This window comes from Desulfopila sp. IMCC35006 (assembly GCF_005116645.1).
In the GTDB taxonomy this organism is placed as follows: Bacteria; Desulfobacterota; Desulfobulbia; order Desulfobulbales; family Desulfocapsaceae; genus Desulforhopalus_A.
The window spans coordinates 85,271-106,234 of the sequence record NZ_SWCM01000010.1; the positions used below are offsets into that span (position 1 = coordinate 85,271).

18 protein-coding genes are annotated in these 20,964 nt (G+C 53.1%); 7 read left to right on the forward strand and 11 right to left on the reverse strand.

Annotated features, from left to right (window positions below):
- From FCL47_RS16470 to fdnG, 7 genes are all read right to left on the reverse strand, one after another.
- Positions 1-771: a formate dehydrogenase accessory protein FdhE gene (locus tag FCL47_RS16470; protein ID WP_136814629.1), complete on the reverse strand. Its 771-nt coding sequence runs from the start codon at positions 769-771 to the stop codon at positions 1-3.
- An 8-nt stretch (positions 772-779) separates the two neighbouring features.
- Positions 780-1,841: a cytochrome-c peroxidase gene (locus FCL47_RS16475; protein ID WP_136814630.1), complete on the reverse strand. Its 1,062-nt coding sequence runs from the start codon at positions 1,839-1,841 to the stop codon at positions 780-782.
- A complete protein-coding gene (locus tag FCL47_RS16480; protein ID WP_255580727.1) occupies positions 1,838-2,266 on the reverse strand; it encodes a thioredoxin domain-containing protein in 429 nt (142 codons plus the stop codon). The genes FCL47_RS16475 and FCL47_RS16480 overlap by 4 nt, the downstream gene beginning before the upstream one ends.
- Positions 2,267-2,275: 9 nt before the next feature.
- Entirely contained in the window at positions 2,276-2,431 is a 156-nt protein-coding gene (locus FCL47_RS24595; protein WP_167496534.1) for a hypothetical protein, read from the reverse strand.
- Between the two features lie 267 nt (positions 2,432-2,698).
- A complete protein-coding gene (locus FCL47_RS16485) occupies positions 2,699-3,304 on the reverse strand; it encodes a formate dehydrogenase subunit gamma (RefSeq protein ID WP_136814632.1) in 606 nt (201 codons plus the stop codon).
- 1 nt (position 3,305) lies between these two features.
- On the reverse strand, positions 3,306-4,082 hold the full coding sequence (locus FCL47_RS16490; RefSeq protein ID WP_136814633.1) for a 4Fe-4S dicluster domain-containing protein: 777 nt from the start codon (positions 4,080-4,082) through the stop codon (positions 3,306-3,308).
- A gap of 10 nt (positions 4,083-4,092) precedes the next feature.
- Positions 4,093-7,233 (reverse strand): formate dehydrogenase-N subunit alpha, encoded by a 3,141-nt coding sequence (gene fdnG / locus FCL47_RS16495; RefSeq protein WP_136814634.1) that lies wholly within the window; start codon positions 7,231-7,233, stop codon positions 4,093-4,095.
- A 637-nt stretch (positions 7,234-7,870) separates the two neighbouring features.
- Here fdnG and FCL47_RS16500 point away from each other — a divergent pair.
- The 7 genes from FCL47_RS16500 to lipA are packed head-to-tail and all read left to right on the forward strand — an operon-like array spanning position 7,871 to position 14,424.
- Positions 7,871-8,317 carry an Lrp/AsnC family transcriptional regulator gene (locus FCL47_RS16500; protein ID WP_136814635.1) on the forward strand — a complete coding sequence of 149 codons (447 nt, stop codon included), beginning with the start codon at positions 7,871-7,873 and terminating at the stop codon, positions 8,315-8,317.
- 43 nt (positions 8,318-8,360) lie between these two features.
- On the forward strand, positions 8,361-9,623 hold the full coding sequence (locus FCL47_RS16505; RefSeq protein WP_136814636.1) for an aminomethyltransferase family protein: 1,263 nt from the start codon (positions 8,361-8,363) through the stop codon (positions 9,621-9,623).
- A gap of 29 nt (positions 9,624-9,652) precedes the next feature.
- Complete coding sequence (gene gcvH, locus FCL47_RS16510; RefSeq protein ID WP_136814637.1) at positions 9,653-10,048, forward strand: glycine cleavage system protein GcvH; 396 nt, start codon at positions 9,653-9,655, stop codon at positions 10,046-10,048.
- Positions 10,049-10,052: 4 nt separating this feature from the next.
- Positions 10,053-11,387, forward strand: coding sequence for an aminomethyl-transferring glycine dehydrogenase subunit GcvPA (gene gcvPA / locus FCL47_RS16515; protein WP_136814638.1), 1,335 nt, complete (start codon positions 10,053-10,055; stop codon positions 11,385-11,387).
- Entirely contained in the window at positions 11,384-12,841 is a 1,458-nt protein-coding gene (gcvPB, locus tag FCL47_RS16520) for an aminomethyl-transferring glycine dehydrogenase subunit GcvPB (protein ID WP_136814639.1), read from the forward strand. Before gcvPA ends, gcvPB begins: the two co-directional genes overlap by 4 nt.
- Before the next feature lie 4 nt (positions 12,842-12,845).
- Positions 12,846-13,604 (forward strand): lipoyl(octanoyl) transferase LipB, encoded by a 759-nt coding sequence (gene lipB, locus FCL47_RS16525; protein WP_240744269.1) that lies wholly within the window; start codon positions 12,846-12,848, stop codon positions 13,602-13,604.
- Complete coding sequence (gene lipA / locus FCL47_RS16530) at positions 13,525-14,424, forward strand: lipoyl synthase (RefSeq protein WP_136814641.1); 900 nt, start codon at positions 13,525-13,527, stop codon at positions 14,422-14,424. The genes lipB and lipA overlap by 80 nt, the downstream gene beginning before the upstream one ends.
- Positions 14,425-14,449: 25 nt before the next feature.
- Here lipA and FCL47_RS16535 read toward each other — a convergent pair whose 3' ends face one another.
- The 4 genes from FCL47_RS16535 to mfd all read right to left on the reverse strand — a co-directional run bounded on the left by FCL47_RS16535 (position 14,450) and on the right by mfd (position 20,878).
- Positions 14,450-15,019, reverse strand: coding sequence for a YajG family lipoprotein (locus tag FCL47_RS16535; protein WP_136814642.1), 570 nt, complete (start codon positions 15,017-15,019; stop codon positions 14,450-14,452).
- Between the two features lie 545 nt (positions 15,020-15,564).
- Positions 15,565-16,557 carry a DMT family transporter gene (locus FCL47_RS16540; RefSeq protein WP_240744270.1) on the reverse strand — a complete coding sequence of 331 codons (993 nt, stop codon included), beginning with the start codon at positions 16,555-16,557 and terminating at the stop codon, positions 15,565-15,567.
- A gap of 93 nt (positions 16,558-16,650) precedes the next feature.
- The gene (gene yrfG, locus FCL47_RS16545) at positions 16,651-17,337 is read right to left on the reverse strand and encodes a GMP/IMP nucleotidase (protein WP_136814643.1); all 687 of its coding nucleotides are present in this window, start codon (positions 17,335-17,337) and stop codon (positions 16,651-16,653) included.
- Positions 17,324-20,878, reverse strand: coding sequence for a transcription-repair coupling factor (gene mfd, locus FCL47_RS16550; RefSeq protein WP_136814644.1), 3,555 nt, complete (start codon positions 20,876-20,878; stop codon positions 17,324-17,326). Before mfd ends, yrfG begins: the two co-directional genes overlap by 14 nt.
- Positions 20,879-20,964: the final 86 nt, after the last annotated feature.

Sequence of the window (20,964 nt, forward strand, 5' to 3'; positions counted from 1 at the left end):
TCAGGCGATCTTTTTGAGACTGATGGGATTTGGTGCCATGCGGGCGAAGCCTTTTTGCTGGGCTATGATATCAAGGGGCAGGCTGGCCAAATCCGCCAGGTCGAAGCCCATCTCTTTAAGAAGCGGGAACTCGATTACCTTTACGTACGTTTGACATGCATCGCAGGTGACGACTCGAAAACCAGGTTCGTCTTCTGACATGATGGTGTTCAGCTGCGCCGAATCGACACTCGCACAGTTCGGACAGCCGATAAACCGGTATGGGCCGGAAGTGCCACAGTAGGAACAGTGCAGATTGCGTTTGGGGCCTTCCATGACGGATGTCATTGCCGGCTGGGCGGCGCAGAGGGGGCAGCGGCCATTCTCCCACTGACTGCCATCCAGTGGGAAAATCTCCGGCAGTGCCAGAAAGTACGGCCTGCTGAAGAGAAAGAGCAAGCCGGCCAGCTCCTCAGGTGTATAGGGCAGGTCGGAAATGTCTGGAACCTTGTCCTGTGGCAACTGCATAAAGTCGATTGCACCTTTTTCCAGCGCCTGGCAAAGCGGTTCCAGATCGTTTTCGGGCAGAGCGAAGACCGAAACAAACAGTCGAAAAACAGCGCGGGCGTCGGCGCGCGGATATGCCTGGGAGTCTTCCGCTGAGATGGCGGATTTTCCTTTCGGCAGGAGTTCCCTCGCCTCGCGATGAAAGCGCTGCCATTTGGCATAGAGGGCGAGAGGGTCTTTGAGGTGCGGCCGTTGTTCGATCAACGACTGTATATCTATGGTCATAATAATCCTTATGGAATTTTTGGGTAGGTCAGGGTGATGGGGGTACCGGTTAATCCTTCTTCAAGAAAAACGCGCAGCTGCTCCAGTTCTGCTGGGGAAAGATGCAGAGGCTGTAGCTCGTTGTTGTCTTTGCCGCCCCCCTCGTTGAGGAATGCAATGACCTTGTCCAGAGAGTCGTAGATGCCGTTATGCATATAGGGCGCTGTCGCGGCGATCTCCCTGAGTGTTGGTGTTCTGAAGGCCTTCCAGTCTTCTTTTTTTTTGGTGATAAGATACCTGCCGGGATCGGTTGCCAGGGTACGATATTCCGGGAAGTGATAGAGCTTGGCGACGAAGCGACGGGTTGTCGCAATGCGCGGGTCTTTCAAGTGCTCGGGATTCTCCGCGACGTTGAGGACATGGAACTGGTCGTCAGACAGTGTCACTCCGTAATGGCAGGTGGTGCAATTACCTTTGCCGGTGAATATCTCATATCCCTGCTGTGCTTTTGGTGAAAGGGCCCTGGCGTCTCCGCTGAGGAACCGGTCGAGCGGGGTATCGCGGGAAATGAGGGTTCGTTCGAATGCGGCGATAGCCATGGCGATGCGTTCACGGGTGATGTCACTATCACCAAACACCTCTGTGAATTCAGTGACGTATTCCGGGACAGCGCGGATCTCCTCCTCCACAAAATCGAGATTCTGGTTCATCTCAAAAGCAGACATCATCGGAAAGAGCGCCTGCTCCTCCAGGCTTGCTGCACGACCGTCATGGAACAGGAATTTCTGGAAGGCAACACCGATCAATGTCGGCGAATTTCTCCAATTCCGGGTAGTTGGATAGTTGAGGGAAATTGCCAGTCCGTCACTGAATCCCTGGTTAGGGTCGTGACAGGTCCCACAGTTCATGGTCCCGTCACCGGACAGGCGTCGATCGAAAAAGAGCTTTTTGCCGAGCTCGATCTTCGCCGGTGTCTGGCGATTATGTGCCGGGATCGGCACTTCGGTAAATGGCTTGAGTGCGCCAGTCATTCCGTCAATCGGCAGGCAGAGTACTGCCAGAAACAGCCAGAGTATTATTTTTGTCGTCATTTTCCTGCCTGCGTCAACTGGGCATCGATGATCTTTTTGAAGTACTCAAAGGGGCGTTCGCCAACAACCTGCAGGCCGTTGATATAGAAGGTCGGGGTGTTGTAGAGATCCATTGACTCAGCGAGTGCTACGTCGCTCTCAACTTCTTTGGCATGTTTGCCGCTGTCAAGAGCTTCGGTGAATTTTTTCATGTCAAGGCCCAGTTCCTCGGCGTAGGCGAGCAGGTTTTTCCGGTCTAAGTTGGGGGAGCGGCTAATCAATATATCGTGCATCTCCCAATATTTTCCCTGATCCCGGGCCGCCAGGGATGCCTCAGCGGCGATCTTGGCAAAGTCTCGATATTTATAGGGATAATTCTTGATGACCAGACGAATTTTATCGGGGTAGGTCTTCATAATCTGTTTGACGGTCGGACCGGCCGCCACACAGTGGGGTCATTGAAAATCTATGAACTCGATTATGGTAACAGGCGCATCGGCCGGTCCTATGACCGGCGAGTTGCCAATCGGAACTTCGGTCCTTTGCTCTTCGGCCTGCGCCATCCCGCACAGTAGCAGCATGGCAATACAGATAACTATTTTTTTCAGCATGGCAGACAAAGGAGGGGATACCGCGGTATCCCCTCATCTCCTCAATATAATAGGCAACGTCGGGTTTATTGGGGCACGTTACAAATACTAGCATCCAGGATGGCTAAGTAAAAAGTTTCATATGCGATGCGTAAGATTTTTCTATCATTACGTCGTACTAAAGTACGTCGTAATGATAGAAAAATTGTACCCCAAGGGCACTTCCTAAGGGCGCACAACGAAGCAGATGAAGATTGCTATCCCCTTTGGGGAGTTTTTACGACGCCATCACATCTTGCCAGCCGCTTTCATCCATTTAGGATACCTTTTCTTGGCGCTTTCAAGCGACAGAGTGCCGCTGACCATGAGCTGGAATGTCCCGGGATTAGCAAAGGTTCCAAGGTAGATATGAACCGGTACGGCGATCACAAAGATGCTAAAGGAGACATTATGCACCAGGTGGGAAATGAGCAACAGTGCGGCATTATCCTTTAGCAGCCAGATGGCTAATCCCGAGAGGGCTATCGCAATTCCGGCGCCCAGAATAGCCAGATAATAGAGCTTCTGGCCGGGATTATATTTACCCATCGGCGGCACTGTCACCTTGTGCGACAGATACCCGCCCGCAACCTTAAACCATTGCACATCGTCAGCGTCGTAATGCAGCGCATCGATGAGATAATGCCGTATGGAGTAAAGAAGCGAAATAATAAAAACGACTCCTCCCCAGTTATGCACGTTTTTCATGGAGTTGTATCCGCCGAAAACATTACTGATGGCGTCTATATGAAACAGGAAAGCGTATCCGGTGATCATCAGCAGGAAGCAGCTTCCCGCCAGTATCCAGTGATTCACAATTTCATCAACACTCGATTTTCTTACCATCTCTGCCATGTTACACCTCCTTTTCCTCTTCCTTTTCCTTATGGGGGCCTATGGCCAGATAATGGATCGCCGCAGCAGCAACCACACCGCCCAAGCCAAACAGTGAAAGCGGCTTCAGATAGGTGTGCCAGAAGACCACACTGCTCGGGATGCTTGGATTTTGTTTCATGCCGTAAAGTTGGGGCTCGTCCTTGAAAGCGTAGATCGTGCCCAGGCCGCTCAGATCTTTCTCGCCGTAGATGGTTGTAAAGCCATCCTTTTTGGCGGTACTGATAAGATCGTTCCGGTCGCCAAACTTCAATGCTCCGGTGGGGCAGGTCTTGACACAGGCCGGTTGCATGGCCGCGCCGATCCTGTCAACGCAGAGATGACACTTGGTTACCTTGCCGTCCGCATCGTAGCGGGGGACATCGAACGGGCAGGCGGTGACACACAGCTTGCAGCCGATGCACTTGTCACGGTCATAGGCGACAGCACCCTCGGGGGTCCGATAGAGTGCGCCGGAGGGGCAGACAGTCATACAGCCCGCGTCCTCGCAGTGCATGCATCGCCTGCTGACAAAGAGCCAGCGGACCGGATTTTCCTGCGACGGTACTTCGCTGTAACGGATAATGTTCAATGCAGCACTGGCCAGATCCGGTGGGTTCTGATAGGTGCCTTGATTGGTGGTTTTGATGCCGGGCAGCTGGTTCCAGGATTTGCATGCCACCTGGCATGCCCTGCAGCCAATGCACGCCTCCGGCGTGACCAGGAGTGCTTTTCGGTTGTTGGTAGTCTCGTTTGCCATATTGCTCTCCCTATGCCTTTTGGACGTTGACCATAAAGGCCTTCGACTCGGGTATCATTGTGTTCGCGTCGCCGACGTTTGGCGTTAGCAGATTGGCGCTGTCGTAGCCGCTGCCGTCCTCGGGAAACTGCCAGCCGAAATGCCAGGGCAGGCCAACCTGATGGACGGTTGAATCGGCTATCTTGAACGGCTTGAACCTCTCGGAGACCAAAGCGACGGCCTTGACCTTACCCCGGGCGGAGGAGACGACAACCGTTTCGCCGTTTTCGAGCTTCAGCTCTTTGGCCAGTTCGGTACTCATTTCGACAAAGTTCTGTGGTTGCATTTCCAGCAGCCAGGAACAGTGTCGGGTCATACAGCCGGTCTGCCAGTGCTCGGAGACACGGTAGGTTGTACCGACAAAGGGGAAGCGCATGTCGCACGAGGCAAATGCATCCATCTTGTCGCCGAAAATCTTGATGGTCGGATTGATCCGCTGACCGGACATCGAGTTTTTCTCAACCGGACATTCCAGGGCTTCATAGTGTTCCGGAAACGGGCCTTCGGCGAGCCCAGGACCAAACACCGAAGCGATGCCATCGGCCTTCATGATAAAGGGCAGTTTGCCGGAGCTGGCCATTGGTGGAGCGCCGCCGTCCGGAACATCGCCGTCCCAGCCTCCGGTTTTACCTTTTGGTGCAGGTTTGGTCGGATTCCAGGCGATGAGCGCACGGTTTGGATCCCAGGGTTTTCCCTGCAGATCGACCGAGGCCCGGTTGTAGATGATCCGGCGATTTACCGGCCAGGCCCAGGACCATCCGGAGTACAGGCCAAGCCCGGTCGGATCTTCCTTGCCGCGCCGCGCCATCATGTTGACAGGTTTGCCGTCTTTTAAGACATAGGAATTACAGTAAAGCCAGTTGCCGCTGGAGGTGGAGCCGTCGGCCTGAAGGAAGGCAAAACTTGGCACCAGGTCGCCTTTTTTACCGATGAGTTCGGGTGGGTCTACCTTGGTGTCATAGACATCCTCGAGGTAATAGCCGTTGATTTCTTTGGCAATAGCGTGGGTATCGATATGCTTGATCTTGCCCGACGCATCGCGTTCCCCGTATTCCCAGCTGAGGTTGACGATGGGGTCCGGAAAGGCGCCGCCTTCTTTCTGGTAGAGTTCTTTTACCTTGAAAAACAGCTCATTGATAATCTCCGCATCGGGCAGTGAGCCGCCCTGGGGTTCGATAGCTTTATAGCGCCACTGCCCCCAGCGACCGGAATTGGTGATGCTGCCTTCTTTCTCCATTGAAGAGCAGCACGGCAGCATGAAGACTTCCGTCTGGATGTCTTTGGGGTTCATGCCGGGGCCACGCCAGAAAGAGGCGGTTTCGTTATCAAAGAGGTTGACGTTGACCAGCCACTTGAGTTTGGTCATGGCTTCCCGGGTCTTGTTGGAGTTCGCTCCCGAACATGCCGGGTTCTGGCCCCAGGCGAAGAAGCCGTCGAATTCTCCCTTGTACATCTTGTCAAAGATCATGAGCCAGGAAGCGTTCATGCCGACATCGAGCTTCGGCATCCAGGAGTAGCCGAAATCGTTTTCTTTGGTTGCCGCGGTCCCGTACACGGCCTTCAGGTAACTGGCGACGTATTTGGGCCGGTTTGACCACCAGTTGACGCTCCCCGGTTCTTTGGTTGTCGGAGTGTTTTTTTCGTTATAGGTGGCAAGATCGACCAGCGCGGCATTCGGTACCGGATTGTAGCCGGGCAGGATATGAAAGAGGATGCCGTAGTCGGTGGAGCCCTGAACGTTTGACTCGCCGCGCAGGGCGTTGATGCCGCCGCCGGGCATGCCCATATTGCCAAGCAGCATCTGGATGATGGTCATGGCCCTGATGTTCTGGGTGCCGATGGTGTGCTGGGTCCAGCCCATGGCGTAGCACTCGGTGCCGACCCGGTTGGGTTTGCCGGTGGAGCTGTAGAGCTTATACACCTCCATCAGTTTATCCATGGGAGTCCCGGTGATGTTCACAACTTTTTCCGGGGTATAGCGGGCATACTGTTTTTTCAGCAGCTGGAATACGCAATTGGGGTCCTGCAGACTGACGTCTTTCAGGGCAATACCGTTTTCGTCTTTTTGAAAGGCCCAGCTGGCTTTGTCGTATTTTTTTGTATCCGGGTTATAGCCGGAGAAAAGACCGTCGAGGTCCGCCGGGCCTTTAAAGTCGGGGTTGACCAGAAAGGCGGCGTTGGAATAGTTGACCAGATAATCCTTGAAATACAGATCGTTTTCTAAAATATACCTGATCATGCCGCCCAAAAAAGCAATATCCGTCCCGGATCGAAGCGGGGCGTAGAGATCTGCTTTGGCGGCAGTCTGTGAAAATCGGGGATCGACACAGATCAGTTTGGCACCCTTTTCCCGGGCGCGCATAATCCATTTCATTGAAATGGGATGGTTTGAGGCTGGATTCCCGCCCATGGCGAGGATTACATCGGAGTTTTTCAGATCAATCCAGTGGTTCGTCATTGCACCGCGTCCAAACGACTCTGCCAGAGCCGCAACAGTTGCGCTGTGTCAGATACGCGCCTGGTGTTCTACGTACACCAGGCCCCAGGACCGAACAAGTTTTTGCAGCAGGTAGCACTCCTCGTTGTCAAGTGCTGCACTGCCGACGTGGGCGATTTTGTCCGTCCGGTTGACGACGAATTCCTTTTCGACCAGCAGCTCAGTGCCGTCGGCCTGTTTTTCCATGACTTTGGAGGTTGAAACCGTCTTGAAACTTTTATCCCGGGTGTCTTTGACCAAATGGGCAATTCTATCGAGAGCCCATTCCCATTCGACTTGTTTCCATGCCGTCTCGCCAGGTGCGCGGTACAACGGCTTGCCGAGTCGCTTGTCGTTATTGGCCAGCTGCATGACCGACGCTCCTTTGGAGCAGAGCGTGCCCTCACTGATCGGATGATCGGGATCACCCTCGGTGTTGATGATTTTGCCGTTTTCCGCATAGACGATAATGCCGCACCCGACTGAACAGTAGGGGCAGATTGTTGTCGTCTGCTTGGCGTTTTTGATTCGCAATTCCCGGGCATAAGCCTTTGCCGAATCGAGGTTCACGCCAAGCGATGCTATCAATGCGGTGCCGCCTGATAGCTTTAAAAAATCCCGCCTAGATACTCCCATTGAATACTCCTTTCCTGTTTGTCACAGGTGAGGTGAAAAGTGTAAGGTCCGGCAGATGCAAACCAGACCGTATCTTGTATGCAACCGCGTCTACCAGGTACCTTCTTGGCTGGATCAGGAAATTTCGTTCCAGTGACTCAGCTACGCGTATCCAGCGATATTTAGTATACCGCCGGAAAAATAAAAGCAGCTCTCTTCTGGTAGTGTCGGTGGACATGGTTTTCAGGGCATAGCATTCCCCATACTTTGAAAAAATGCTACAGAAAAATGCGCCTTTCGGGCAAAACGGCGTATTGTTTTTTATCTATTAAAATTAATGAGATAGATGTAGGTAAAGGGATCAAAACGGATGCGCTTTCGACCCATGAGCGAGTAAGTGAAAATCGTTTGACAGGTAGGGAAAATCCCTACCTGCCCGGTGGTTGGGGTCCAACATTTTGCAGTACAGGCGTGACGAATGGAACGACAATGCATAAAATGATATAAAAATACAGATTAATTGATGGATGAATACGAAAAGCGTAAAAGATATCTATTGAAAATAATGTATTCGTAATTTAATCTCCAGTGAGATGATTATATCGTATTTCGCTTGCTTTTGCGTGCGTGAAAGTTTAATGGAAAAGTGGTGTTCTCGATGGAAATCGATGAAATAAATCTGGCAATTATTAATCACCTGCGGGATGGACGGATGCCGTTTAAGAAGATTGCCGACTTATTGGCGCTTTCTGAGGGGACAGTTCGGGCCAGAGTGAAGAAATTGAAAGAAGAGGGCGTTCTCGATATAACCGCCCTCGTAGATCCCGAAGCCGTGCCCGAACAGAATATTGTTCTGGTCGGAGTACGCTTAAAGGATATGGATCTGGTCAAAAAAGGCGAGGAGTTCAGTAAATTACGCGGAGTTATCTCCGTTTGCGTGGTAACCGGCCGTTTTGATCTTATCCTGACCGTGCTGCTTACCAAGGAATTTCCCATGGTGAAATTCTATACAGAAGAAGTGGCAAGGCTGGAGAACGTCAGGGCAGTGGAGACTTTTGTTGTATATAAGAGCTTTAATCTGAAGGTGCCTCTTACTCTGCCGTAATTACGAAGATGTCAAGGTTGTAGAGAAACTCAAAGGTGACGAAATGGCAACAAGCAAAGAAACTGTCCTGCACAGCTGGCATGTGGCAAATGGGGCCAATATGGCTCTTTTCGGCAATTATGATATGCCTCTCTGGTATAAGACGGGCGCTAAAGCCGAACATCTGGCGGTCATTCAGGGTGCCGGAATTTTCGATACCAGTCATATGGCCGCGGTATCGGTGCAGGGCAAGGGGGCAAGAACTCTTTTGCAGCGTTGTCTGAGCAAGAATATAGATTGTTGTCTTGGTCAGGGCAAATCACCGCTGGTCGACGGGCGATGTGTTTATGGGGTTTATCTTAAAACGGATGGCACCGTAATCGACGATGCAATTGTCTATCAGTTGCAGGCTGAGTCCTTCATGGTGGTGGTGAATGCCGGCATGGGCGGAGAAATTGCCGGCCATCTTGTTGAAAATGGTGGGGAGAGGACCGTCACCGTGGTCGATCTGACGGATCGGGTCGGCAAGATGGATATTCAGGGTCCGGACTCTGCCAGAATCCTTGGAAAAATTCTTAAAAATCCGGCTGCGGTTTTTGAACGGCTGGTGTACTTTTCGTGCAAGGGCGGTTTCGCCGATCTTCAGACCTCCGCCTCGGTTGAACTGGTCGATGGTACGCCGCTGTTGCTGTCAAGAACCGGCTATACCGGAGAATTCGGTTTTGAGCTTTTTGTCCCCATTGATCGCCTGGTATCCGTCTGGACCATGGTACTTGAGGCGGGAAGAGAAAAGGGCGTTCTGGCCTGCGGTCTGGCCGCTCGTGATTCACTCAGGGCGGGTGCGGTCCTGCCGCTTTCCCACCAGGATATCGGCCCATGGCCATTTCTCAATAATCCCTGGCCCTTTGCCCTGCCTTTCAACGATGGCCATTCCGGTTTCAGTAAAGACTTTATTGGTGCACAAGCGCTGTTGCAGTCGAATTGGGACAAGTATACTCTTCCCTTTGCCGGTTTCGACCCGCGTAAAATTGGCGCCGGCAGTGACAGTTTTGTCACCTCGGAAACCGGCGAGAGGCTGGGCTCGATCTTGACCTGTACTACGGATATGGCCATTGGCCGCGTCGATGGCGAAATCGTCAGCGTGGCAGGCAACAAACAATTTCAGGCCAAGGGACTTTGCTGCGGCTTCGTGCTGCTTGATAAACAATGTGTTCCTGGAGAGACAGTTATCCTGAGCGACGGGAAACGGAAAATAAAGGTTGAAATACGGGCGGATGTTCGTCCGGACAGGACAGCGAGAAAAGCGATGAGTTTGATGCTGGGTTGACACAACAACATTTAATGGAGGTAGGGGCCGTGAAAGAATTGAGTGAGCTGAATTTTAGAGAGGGACTGCGTTATACGGACGATCACGAATGGGTGAGTGAGAGCGGGGCTACCCTTAAGATCGGCGTCAGTGATTATGCCCAGGACCAGATGGGGGATATTGTTTATGTCGAGCTGCCGGAAGTAGGCGCAACGTTCGAAAAAGGAGAAGAATTCGGTACCCTTGAGTCGGTAAAGGCGGTCTCTGAACTGTATATGCCGATCGGCGGTGAAATCGTTGCGGTCAATGAAGATCTTGCCGATGCCCCGGAACTCATAAATGAAGATTCGTATACGCACTGGATAATTGAAATCAAACCTGCCGATATGGATGAGCTTGAGGATCTCCATTCTGTTGCCTCCTATCGGGACCTACTCAAAGGATAAAACCATGCGCTATTTGCCTCATACTGATGAAGAGATTCGTGCCATGCTGGACGTCATTGGCAGAAAAAGTCTGGAGGAACTTTTTTGCTCGGTTCCTGACCATTGTCGGTACGAAGGAACAATGGATTTGCCTGAACCGCTGAACGAATGGTCGCTGACCGATCATTTCAGTGAATTAGCCGAGGCAATGAAGGTCACCCATAAAAACAAGGTGCTGATCGGTGCCGGCAGTTATCATCACAATATCCCGGTAACCTTAGGTACGCTGATGGCCAGGTCGGAGTTCCTCACTGCCTACACCCCCTATCAGCCGGAAATGGCCCAGGGGACACTGCAGGGTATTTACGAATACCAGACCCTGACCGCCAGGCTGCTTGGCATGGATGTGGCCAATGCCTCCATGTACGATGGTGCCTCCGCCCTTGCCGAGGCTTTATTGATGGGGCTGCGCATCGGTAAGAAAAAGACCAAAGTGGCCGTCTCTGCGGCAATTCATCCCCATTATCGCGAGGTGGTCCGAACATACCTTCAGCCGACGGATCATGAAGTGATTGAATTACCGGTGGGTAAAGACGGACGCACCGATGTATCCGGTCTTGCCGGCATCGAAGGGGTGGCGGCGGTTGCTGTCCAGTCGCCGAATTTTTTCGGGGTCATCGAGGATCTCACTACTCTCGGGCGGGTTATCCATGAAGCCGGGGCTCTTTTCATCACCAGTTTTACCGAACCTCTTGCCTACGGCCTGTGCAAAAATCCCGGCGAATGCGGTGCTGACATAGTCTGCGGGGAGGGCCAGAGTTTTGGCCTGGCGAGATCTTTTGGTGGGGCGGCCCTCGGCATGTTTGCCTGCCGGGATCAGTTCACCAGGAATATGCCCGGTCGACTCGTCGGCGAGACGACCGATATCGAAGGTAAACGTGGCTTTGTCCTGACCCTTTCAACGAGGGAACAGCATATCAGAAGGGAAAAGGCCACCTCCAATATTTGTTCGAATCAGGGAATCTGTACGCTTACTGCGGCGATGTATATGGCCTCTCTGGGTGGTTCGGGGCTGAGAGAGCTGGCCCGGGCCAACTACGACCGCGCCGAATATTTCAAGAGTCAGCTGATCCGGAAAGGGGCGCGAATCGTCTTTGATTCCCCGACTTTTAATGAATTTGTTGTTGAGTTCGGCACTGATTTCGAACCGATCTATAAGAAGCTGTTGGCCAGGAAAATTGTTGCCGGTCTGGAGCTGGGCAGGTTTTACCCGGAACTTGCCGGGAAATATCTGTTCTGCGTGACGGAAACGGTTGCCAGAGAAGTCATAGATGCAGTAGTTGCTGAGGTGAAGCCATGACGAAGACACCAGGTATAAGCGGATTGATTTTTGAGGAACCCCTGCTCTGGGAGAAAGGCCAGAAAGGCCGGCACGGGATGAGTATTCCGGCAAGTGATGTGCCGCCGGCGGAGTTTCCCGCCGAGCTGCAGGGGGCCGGACCTGAATTCCCCGATCTCAGTGAAATCGATGTGGTACGCCACTATACCCGATTGTCTCAATGGAATTATGGGGTGGACAGCGGTATGTATCCGCTTGGCTCATGTACCATGAAGTATAACCCGAAAATCAACGAGAAGCTGGCCGCCACCCCCGAGCTGGCCGCCGCCCATCCGATGCTGGTCGATGATGAGGTCCAGGGCAATCTGCAGATCATGTATGAACTGCAGCAGTATCTGGCCGCCATCACCGGGCTTCCCGGGGTCTCTTTGCAGCCGGCGGCGGGTGCCCATGGCGAGTTGACCGGAATGCTGGTCTTTGCCGCCTACCATCGCAGTCGAAATTCCAGGCGGACGAAGATCCTCATTCCTGATACCGCCCATGGCACCAATCCGGCCAGTGCCGCCCTGTGCGGCTATAAGCCGGTGCCGATCAAATCCGGGGCAAACGGTATCCTCAAGGTCCAGTCAATTGCCGAGGCAATGGATGAAGAGTGTGCCGGGATCATGATCACCAACCCGAATACCCTTGGCCTCTTTGAAACCAATATTCGTGAAATTGCCGATATTGTCCATGCCAAAGGAGGTCTGGTGTACGGCGACGGCGCGAACATGAACGCCATCATGGGGGTTATTAACGCGGCCAGGTGTGGTATCGATGTGATGCATCTCAATCTGCACAAGACTTTTTCAACACCGCATGGCGGCGGCGGCCCGGGGGCCGGGCCGATCTGTGTCACGGCCGAGCTGGAAAAATTTCTGCCGGTACCGAGCGCCATAAAAGACGGGGATATCTATCGCCTGAATTTTAACCGTCCTGAGTCTGTCGGCAGGGTACATGCCTTTCACGGCAATTTCTCGGTGCTGATCCGGGCCTATTGCTATATCCGGACGATGGGCGCGGAAAATCTAAAAAAAGCCAGTCAGCTGGCAGTACTCAATGCAGCATATATCAAAGAACAGTTAAAGGGTACCCTGCAGCTTGCCTACAACAGGCCCTGTATGCACGAATGCGTCTTTTCCGACGCCCTGCAGGCAGAGGATAAAATTACCACTCTCGATATCGCCAAACGACTTATTGATTATGGTTACCATCCACCGACCATTTATTTTCCGCTGGTGGTGCACGGGGCGCTGATGATCGAGCCGACCGAGACGGAGTGTAAAGATGATATCGACCAGTTCATTGCCACCATGAAACTGGTGGTGCAGGAGGCAAAAGAGCATCCCGAACTGCTCCGGCAGGCCCCGGTGAAGGCCAAGCTGCGTCGTCTGGATGAAACCCAGGCAGCGCGCAAGCCCTGTCTCTGCGGCTGACCAGGTGGATAAGCAGCAAACGGCAGCCCGCCTTGTCGATCTCGGAAAAAGCGATTATGCCGCGGCCTATCGGCTGCAGCAGGCGCTGGTGGAAAAGCGCCGACAGGCAACGGCCGCAGGTGACATTTTTATAGTCACCGAACACCCGGCCACCTTTACCCTTGGCAGGCGGGGAGGGCTGCAGAACCTGATGGTTTCGGAACAGTTCCTTCAGGACAAAAACATCCCGCTGGTTCCCATCGAACGAGGCGGCGATATAACCTATCATGGCCCCGGACAACTGGTGATCTATCCGATCATCCACCTGCGCCAGGCTGGTCTGACGGTCGCTGCGTATGTCCATCAACTGGAGCAGCTGATGATCAACCTGGCTGCAGAGTGCGGGGTGGCGGCAGAACGGGACCTGAGGAACCATGGTGTCTGGGCCGGTGGCCGAAAACTCGGCAGCGTGGGGATCGCTATCCGTCATGGGGTTGCTTTCCACGGTCTGGCTCTTAATGTAGATGTTTGCCTCGAGCCTTTTTCCTGGGTCAATCCATGCGGGCTGACCGGGGTGCGGATGACGACGCTGAGTCGGGAATGCGGCAGGGCGGTTGCCCTGGACGAGGTGAAGGGGGCGCTGTTCGATCAGCTTAGAGCTGTGTTCAACCGCAATTTAATACCACTCGACAAGGACCATCCAGATGTCACAATGTCAGAGAGAAAAAAAGACGGCCAAACCGAAATGGCTCAGGCGCAGCCTGCCGACCGGGCCGGAATATGAAAAGATCCGCCAGCTGCTGAAAAGCCACGACCTTACCACCGTCTGCCAGGAGGCACACTGTCCCAATCAGTTTGAATGCTATGGCAAGGGGACGGCAACTTTCATGATCCTCGGTGAGAGGTGTACGCGTAATTGCCGGTTCTGCGCTGTCCGGCACCAGCCGGAAAGCATGCCTGACCCGGAAGAAGCAGGGCGAGTCGCTGAAGCCGTCGTCATTCTCGGGCTTCGTTATGCGGTGGTTACTTCGGTGACGCGAGACGATCTCGCCGATGGCGGCGCCTCTTTTTTCGCCGAGACAATCCGTCGGATCAGGGAGAGCAGCCCAAAAACCCTGGTCGAAGTGCTGATCCCCGATCTGCAGGGGAACTGGCAGGCATTACGGACGATCATTGCGGCAGGTCCTGATGTCCTCAATCATAATATCGAAACCGTCGCCGGTCTCTACCCCGAAGTGCGGCCTCAGGCCCTCTATCAACGATCTCTGGAGCTTCTGCGTCAGACAAAAAAGATAAATGCACATCTTCCGACCAAGTCCGGGATGATGCTCGGATTAGGCGAAACCCACCCCGAACTTGTCCAGACCTGGCATGATTTGCTGCTCTCAGGCTGCGATATTCTCACCATGGGCCAATATCTTCAGCCGAGCACCGATCATTTGCCCGTCCACCGTTTTCTGCCGCCGGAAGAATTTGCCGAACTGCAGCAGGAGGCGCTCGACGCAGGATTTTCCGGGGTGGCGTCAGGCCCTTTTGTCCGGAGCAGCTATCAGGCCGAAAAACTCTATCGACAGGCCGTCAGCCGCATCCAGAAATCGGCCTGATCCACCGGCTAATCCTGGCCGTATGTTAACGTGTACGGATGGCCGTACGTACTTCCTCGTCCTGCAAAATCTGCTTGACGATATCGGTCAACTGCTCATTGAGCATCTTTTCCAGATCTTTAACAGGCGGCTGTGTTGCCGTTTCCCGGTTTGCTTCCCGGACGTACGTCTTGGTAAGCGTTGTCCCCCTGTTGGTGACAATCAGGGTGATATGACTCCTGGCGGTGGCGTTGTACAGGAGTTTGGGGCGGTTGACCTTGACCAGGAGTTCTTCAAGATTCAGCTGGATGCGGACCGGGGCGCCATTTTCAAACACCAAGCCCTGCTCTAAAAACCCCCGCGCCAGCTGGTTGGCGACAAGGACATGGGGTTCAGTCTCATTGGGCAGCAGTACTTCAGACTGACCTTTAATCTGGTATGCCACAACCGCACTGTTTTTGCGCGCATCATGGCCGCTCAGGATCGCGGTTGTCGTATTGTCGTAGATTCCCATCGGTTGGTTCCCGGCACGGAGATGCAGGTTGGCGGACAGCGGATAATCTGCGCTGCATCCGGCAAGAAGAAAGATACATGCTACTATGGCTGTTTTTTTCATTGGACACTCCTTAGTGAATTAGAAATAATTATCTTGTGCTGTTTACAAGATAATTATTTCGTGAATGAACTTACCCCGCGAATCTTTTGGGCGGGGTTCTCTGGTGTACAAGATAATTATCTTGTGCATGAACTTACCCCCGCACAGCACGGGGACTGAAAAAAGCACCCGTCAAGCGAGTACTGAAAAGAGCCCCGCGAATCTTTTAGGCGGGGTTCTCTGGTGTACAAGATAATTATCTTGTGCATGAACTTACCCCCGCACAGGACGGGGACTGAAAAGAGCACCCGTCAAGCGAGTACTGAAAAGAGCCCCGCGAATCTTTTGGGCGGGGTTCTTTTAAAAATAAACAGTTACATAACTTTATTTGATTCCCCCTCATGTTCAGCTACTGAATCAGGGGGTGAACTGTTCGTGTCTCGGGACACCGTATACCCATCCTTGGGGGCTTCGCTGCAGCCGTCCATGGCTGCAGAGACCCGAGACACGAACAGTTCACCCCCCTCCATGCCGATAGGCTGAGTTTGAGGGGTAATCAAATAACTTTATTTCTGCGTCAGATAAACTCCCCCGACAGTAAGGACTCCGGCACATATTTGCCAGCCGGTAAATGTATCGCCTAGAATTGACCAGCCCAGCAGCACCGAAAAAATGGGGATCAGGTTGATATAGGAAGCTGCCTGATTGGCCGGAAGATATTTTACGCCGTAATTGAATAAGCCGTAGGCACCGAGAGTTATAACCGCACCAAGATAAATGATGGCGAGAGCAGGGCCGTGATGCAGTTGCTCAGGGAGGGCCGTCGATGGCAGGAAAAGGAGCGGGAAATAGAATAAACAGCCGATGAATGCCTGCATCGCGGTCAGGAAAAAAGGGGAATATCGCTCGGTGAGGGTTTTAAGGATGATGGTATAGCCTGTGGCGCAGACCATGGCCAAAAATTCTAAAAAATTGCCGAGCAGTGGATTGGGAGCATCCAGGCTCGGGCTGCTCTCCATGGTGAGCCAGCAGACGCCGGTAATGGCGATCAGTGATCCCAGCCATGATCGTCCTTTAATCCGTTCTTTCAGGAAGAGGGCGGCGGCGGTCATGACAAGTATCGGTCCAAGTGCGGTAATCATGCCCGCCTGGGAGGCGGTGGTGTTTTGTACCGCCTTGGCCTCAAAAATAAAATAGAGGCACGGTTCGCAAAAGGCCATGGCGATGATAAGTTTGTAGTCACCCCGGCAATAATGCAGTGCCTGGGTAACCCTGCGGCCGACGATTACAAAACAGATGGAGGCGACGAACATGCGGCCGAAGATCACCACCATCGGATCATAGGCAACAAAGGCGATTTTCAGGGCGATAAACGAGCTGGCCCAGAGGATAACCGCCAGCAGCAGCGCAAGAGAAGGGAGACTGGTGATTCTGCCACTGATCGGAGATATCATAAGAAGAGGAGAAAAAAGTGCATAGGAGTGGATGAAAAATCCCCGGGTTGGGGCGTATTGCCGGCTGACCGGCTGTTTGGTGCCTCTCTCCTTAAAGCCTGTCATAAAAAACAAGAAATATGGAGAGTGTTTTGAGATGACGAACTTAAACCAACCTCCAGGGCACGTATCCCGGCTTTCTTTTCGTTTACCGGCTGGTTAAAATATCAGCTCCTGAAAGTTGACAATCGATTGATAGCGGGTCGAAAACTGGACGGGCAGCCTGGAGCTGGGTTTGGCGATATGTATCACATGGCGGATGCCGAATTCGGCTGCACGGTGGAGCACTTTTTCGGTATCGTCGACAAACAGGGTCCTCTCGTTATCATGGGCTAACAGCTGCTGCAGTCTGGGCCAGAACTCCGGCTGTTCCTTGGCTGCGCCGATCTCCACCGAACAGACCACCCTTTCAAACCAGTCGCCGAGCTGCACCTGGTCCATTTTCACTTCCAGTGACTTTGGATGGGCATTGGTGATCAGGTATAATTTCTTGCCCATTTTCTGCATATGTTTGAAATATTCGATAATATGGGGATGACAATCGACCAGATGGCGGATATCTCGTTTGAGTGCCACCATGTCGAGTTTCAGACGATCCGACCAGTAATCGAGATTGGTCCACTGCAGGGTGTTTTCGACACTCCGATAGATACCCAGCAGCAGTTGTGCCGCGTCGATTACATCAAGCTGGTTTTTGGCGGCGTAGACTTCGGGTACATACTGCTCCCAGAAGTAGTCGTCATAATATTTATCCAGAAGCGTGCCGTCCATATCGAGCAAGACGGTATCGATGGCGTCCCAGGAAAAATCTGGCGGAATCTGTCGTGGTGTGTCAGTGAGCTGCATGGGCGAGGGTGGTTAATTCTTCAAGCGTTGTGTCGAGAGTGTCGAAGATATGCTCGATGGAGGACAGTCGGCCGTTGAGCACCAGGCGGCTGTCCGGGGTTAATTTCGCGACAAGACTATTCTTTCTGCCGGTGTGGTGTTGTAGATACCGCAAGAGCATTTCAGCTGAAAGCGGTGTGTCGCCCTGAAAGGTGAACACCAGGCTGTCTCTGCCCTGTTCGAGTTTATTTATCCGCAATGCCGCAAGACCCTTTTTAAGGCTGATTATGCGAAACAAGGTGCTGGTTTCCACCGGCAGAGGTCCGTAACGATCAACCAGCTCGTCCTGCAGGTCAAGCTGCATTTCCGGCGGAGAGCCAGCCAGGGCTGCCATTCTTCTATAGGTTATGTAGCGCTGGCTGATGTCGGGAATGTAGCTGTCCGGAATATACGCCGAGAGCTGCAGGTTTATCTCCGGATCAAGATCGTCGCTGACCGTCTCGCACTGACCGCTTGCCGCCTGGGCTTTCAGATCGGCCACTGTCTTTTGCAGCAGATCCAGATACAGGTCATAACCGATGGCGGCGATATTGCCGCTTTGGGAGACGCCGAGGATATTGCCGCCGCCGCGGATCTGCAGATCGCTCATCGCCAGTTTGAAGCCGCCACCCAGTTCGTTGCAGTCCATCAGGGCGCGGAGCCTGTCGCGGGAGTCTTTGCTCAGGCTGTCAAGTGACGGGACAAGCAGGTAGGCAAATGATTGGGTGCTGGACCGTCCGACCCTGCCCCGCAGTTGATAGATTTCCGCCAGACCGAGCATATCGGCCCGGTTAATGATAATGGTATTGGCTGAAGGGATGTCCAGCCCTGATTCAATTATTGTCGTGCTGACCAGGACATTGATCCTTTTTTTGATAAAAGAGACCATGATGTCTTCGAGCTCTTTGCCGGCCATTTGCCCATGGGCAACGGCTATCTTCGCCTCGGGCACCAGCTTCTGGATGAGCGCGGCCATCTTGTGAATCGATTTGACCCGGTTATGCACAAAGAAGACCTGCCCGCCACGCCTGATTTCCTTGGTGACCGCCTCTTTGATGACCAGGTCGTCGTAGCGGGCGACAAAGGTTTTTACCGGCTGCCGGTGTTCCGGCGGGGTGGAAATAACCGACAGGTCACGAATGGATAACAGTGACATCTGCAGGGTGCGCGGAATGGGCGTGGCGGTAAGGGTCAGGATGTCTACTTCGGCCCGCAGTTTTTTCAGTTTTTCCTTATGGGCAACGCCAAATCGATGTTCTTCGTCGATGACCAGCAAGCCCAGATTCTGGAAGACGACATCTTTGGAGAGGAGCCTGTGGGTGCCGATAACTATATCAACACCGCCATTTTTCAGCTCTTTTAAGATGGCCCGCTGTTCCGCAGCGGTACGAAAACGGTTCAGGCAGCCGATGTTCACCGGAAACCCGTGCAGTCGCTCGGCAAAGGTCTTGGCATGTTGTTCCGCCAGCACGGTGGTAGGTACCAGAACAGCCACCTGATAGCCGTCCTCGACAACCTTAAAAGCGGCACGCACGGCGACTTCGGTCTTGCCGTAGCCGACATCGCCACACACCAGCCGATCCATGGGGCGATCGCTGGTCAGATCGTCGATGACATCGTTGATCGATTTTTCCTGTCCCGGGGTTTCATCAAAATCAAAGGATTCTTCCAGTTCATGAAAAAGCGCCCCCGGCGGTGAAAATTGCCTGCCCTCCCGTATCTCCCTGGTTGCGTAAATATGAAGAAGCTCCTGGGCGACCTTCCACACCTCTTCTTTGACCTTGGCGGTGGTGGTCTTCCAGTTCTGGGTACCAAGTTTATCGATTTTGGGTGCCCGGTCGGAAAGTCCCTGGTATCTGGTGATCAGGTTAAGCCGATCAACCGGCAGATACAACTTGTCGCCGTCGCGATATTCAATGAGCATGAAATCATTGATGATTGACTGCAGGGCGATGGTGCTGAGACCGCGATATATCCCCAGGCCATGATCACGATGGACAACGATGTCACCATCGTGCAGTTCAGTGAAACGGAGCGGTTCGCCGGTTGCCTTCTTTTTTGTTTTTCCACCGAGGCGCATCTCGCCAAAGAGTTCACTCTCGGACAGAATATGGAGCCTGCTGTCGGAGAGCGAAAATCCCTGGGACAGGGGGTGGTCGCAGAGATACAACGACTGTTCGGCGGATTTTTCCGGGAACTGGTCAAGATTCAGGGGAGAAGGAATTATTTCAATCTGATGGTGATGCTTGCTGAGGAGTTCGGCCAGATTTTTCGTATGACGGGAGGAGCGGCAGCAGACGATCACTTGCCCGTCTGCAGCCTGCCATTGGTAAATCTGCTCGGATAAAGGTGCCAGCAGTCCGGTTTTGGCTCTTTTGAGGGATATGTCCTGTTTCAGGAGCTGGTGGTTGCTCGAAGAAACGGCCAGGCAGCGATCGTTCTGCCGGGGAAAATCAGTCAGTCGCAACTGTTTGAATCCAGCCAGCTGCCTGGTTATTTCATCTTTGGTGAGAAAGAGCATCTCCGGTGGCAGGGCAGGGTTGGCGAGGTCCAGAGCCGTCTGGTAATTCTGCATGATACGTTCATGGGTGATGTCCATGGACTGGTGGATACCTTCCGGGTCAATCATCAGCACAACTGCTTCCTTGGGCAAAAAATCCAGAACCGATGAACTGGACGGAGTCTGATCCTGGAAGAACAGCGGGAGAAAAAATTCCATCCCGGCAAAGCGACGGCCGCTGCCCACCTGCTCCATAAGGCTTGCCGTTTCTTCGCTGTTCCACTGCAGTTTTTCGCCGTATCGGGAAAACAGTTGCGAAAGATTTTCCCGAACCTTCGGAGAGCTGTAGTCAAACAGCAGATCAGTCACCGGCAGCAGGGTGGCCTCGCTGATCTCCTCGGTGGAGCGCTGGGTAAAAGGGTCAAAGGAGCGCAGGGATTCGACGGTGTCGCCGAAAAAATCGAGTCGAACAGGGCCTTCATGAAGGGTGTGAGGTTCTATGATAAAAGGCGGGGGATAGATGTCGATAATGCCGCCCCGCACCGAAAAATCGCCGACTGATTGGACCAGGGCCACCTTGTCATAACCAAGGTAGGTGAGTTTGTGCAGCAGGTCGTCCTGATCGCAATCCTCACCAACCATCAGATATTCCGCAACACTGGTAAGCAGCTTTGCCGGCATGATTCGGCGCAGCAATGCCTCAATCGAAGTGACCATGATGCCGCCTGATCCTTCTTTTAATCGATAGAGTGTCGAAAGCCTGGAGGCGGTGGTGAGCTGGTCAGGAGACAGTGGGGTGTAAGGCGGTATTTCGTGGCCGGGATAGACAAGCACCTGTCTGCCGGAAAAAAGGTGCAGATCCTGTTCGAAAATCGACAGTAAGTGTTCGTCCGGGACAATACAGCAGCAGGTATGGTGTTCGGCAAGGTTCGCGGCAAGCCATGCCGGGCTCGCTCCGCGCAGACCTGAAACCGAGACACTGGGGCTGTCGGCCAAAAGGGTTGTGAGAGTATTGTATATCATTAATAAAAGTGCCGGTTATACAGGGGATACCTGTATAACCGGCTGAAATAAGGTGTAAACTGTGTTTCTATTAAGGGCGTACTATA

Coding starts and splice junctions, on each gene's coding strand:
- lipA (WP_136814641.1), top strand. CDS start 13,525: ATGTCACAATGTCAGAGAGAAAAAAAGACGGCCAAACCGAAATGGCTC.
- FCL47_RS16485 (WP_136814632.1), bottom strand. CDS start 3,304: ATGGCAGAGATGGTAAGAAAATCGAGTGTTGATGAAATTGTGAATCAC.
- gcvPB (WP_136814639.1), top strand. CDS start 11,384: ATGACGAAGACACCAGGTATAAGCGGATTGATTTTTGAGGAACCCCTG.
- FCL47_RS16500 (WP_136814635.1), top strand. CDS start 7,871: ATGGAAATCGATGAAATAAATCTGGCAATTATTAATCACCTGCGGGAT.
- gcvPA (WP_136814638.1), top strand. CDS start 10,053: ATGCGCTATTTGCCTCATACTGATGAAGAGATTCGTGCCATGCTGGAC.
- FCL47_RS16475 (WP_136814630.1), bottom strand. CDS start 1,841: ATGACGACAAAAATAATACTCTGGCTGTTTCTGGCAGTACTCTGCCTG.
- FCL47_RS24595 (WP_167496534.1), bottom strand. CDS start 2,431: ATGCTGAAAAAAATAGTTATCTGTATTGCCATGCTGCTACTGTGCGGG.
- FCL47_RS16540 (WP_240744270.1), bottom strand. CDS start 16,557: ATGACAGGCTTTAAGGAGAGAGGCACCAAACAGCCGGTCAGCCGGCAA.
- mfd (WP_136814644.1), bottom strand. CDS start 20,878: ATGATATACAATACTCTCACAACCCTTTTGGCCGACAGCCCCAGTGTC.
- FCL47_RS16505 (WP_136814636.1), top strand. CDS start 8,361: ATGGCAACAAGCAAAGAAACTGTCCTGCACAGCTGGCATGTGGCAAAT.
- yrfG (WP_136814643.1), bottom strand. CDS start 17,337: ATGCAGCTCACTGACACACCACGACAGATTCCGCCAGATTTTTCCTGG.
- FCL47_RS16535 (WP_136814642.1), bottom strand. CDS start 15,019: ATGAAAAAAACAGCCATAGTAGCATGTATCTTTCTTCTTGCCGGATGC.
- FCL47_RS16490 (WP_136814633.1), bottom strand. CDS start 4,082: ATGGCAAACGAGACTACCAACAACCGAAAAGCACTCCTGGTCACGCCG.
- FCL47_RS16470 (WP_136814629.1), bottom strand. CDS start 771: ATGACCATAGATATACAGTCGTTGATCGAACAACGGCCGCACCTCAAA.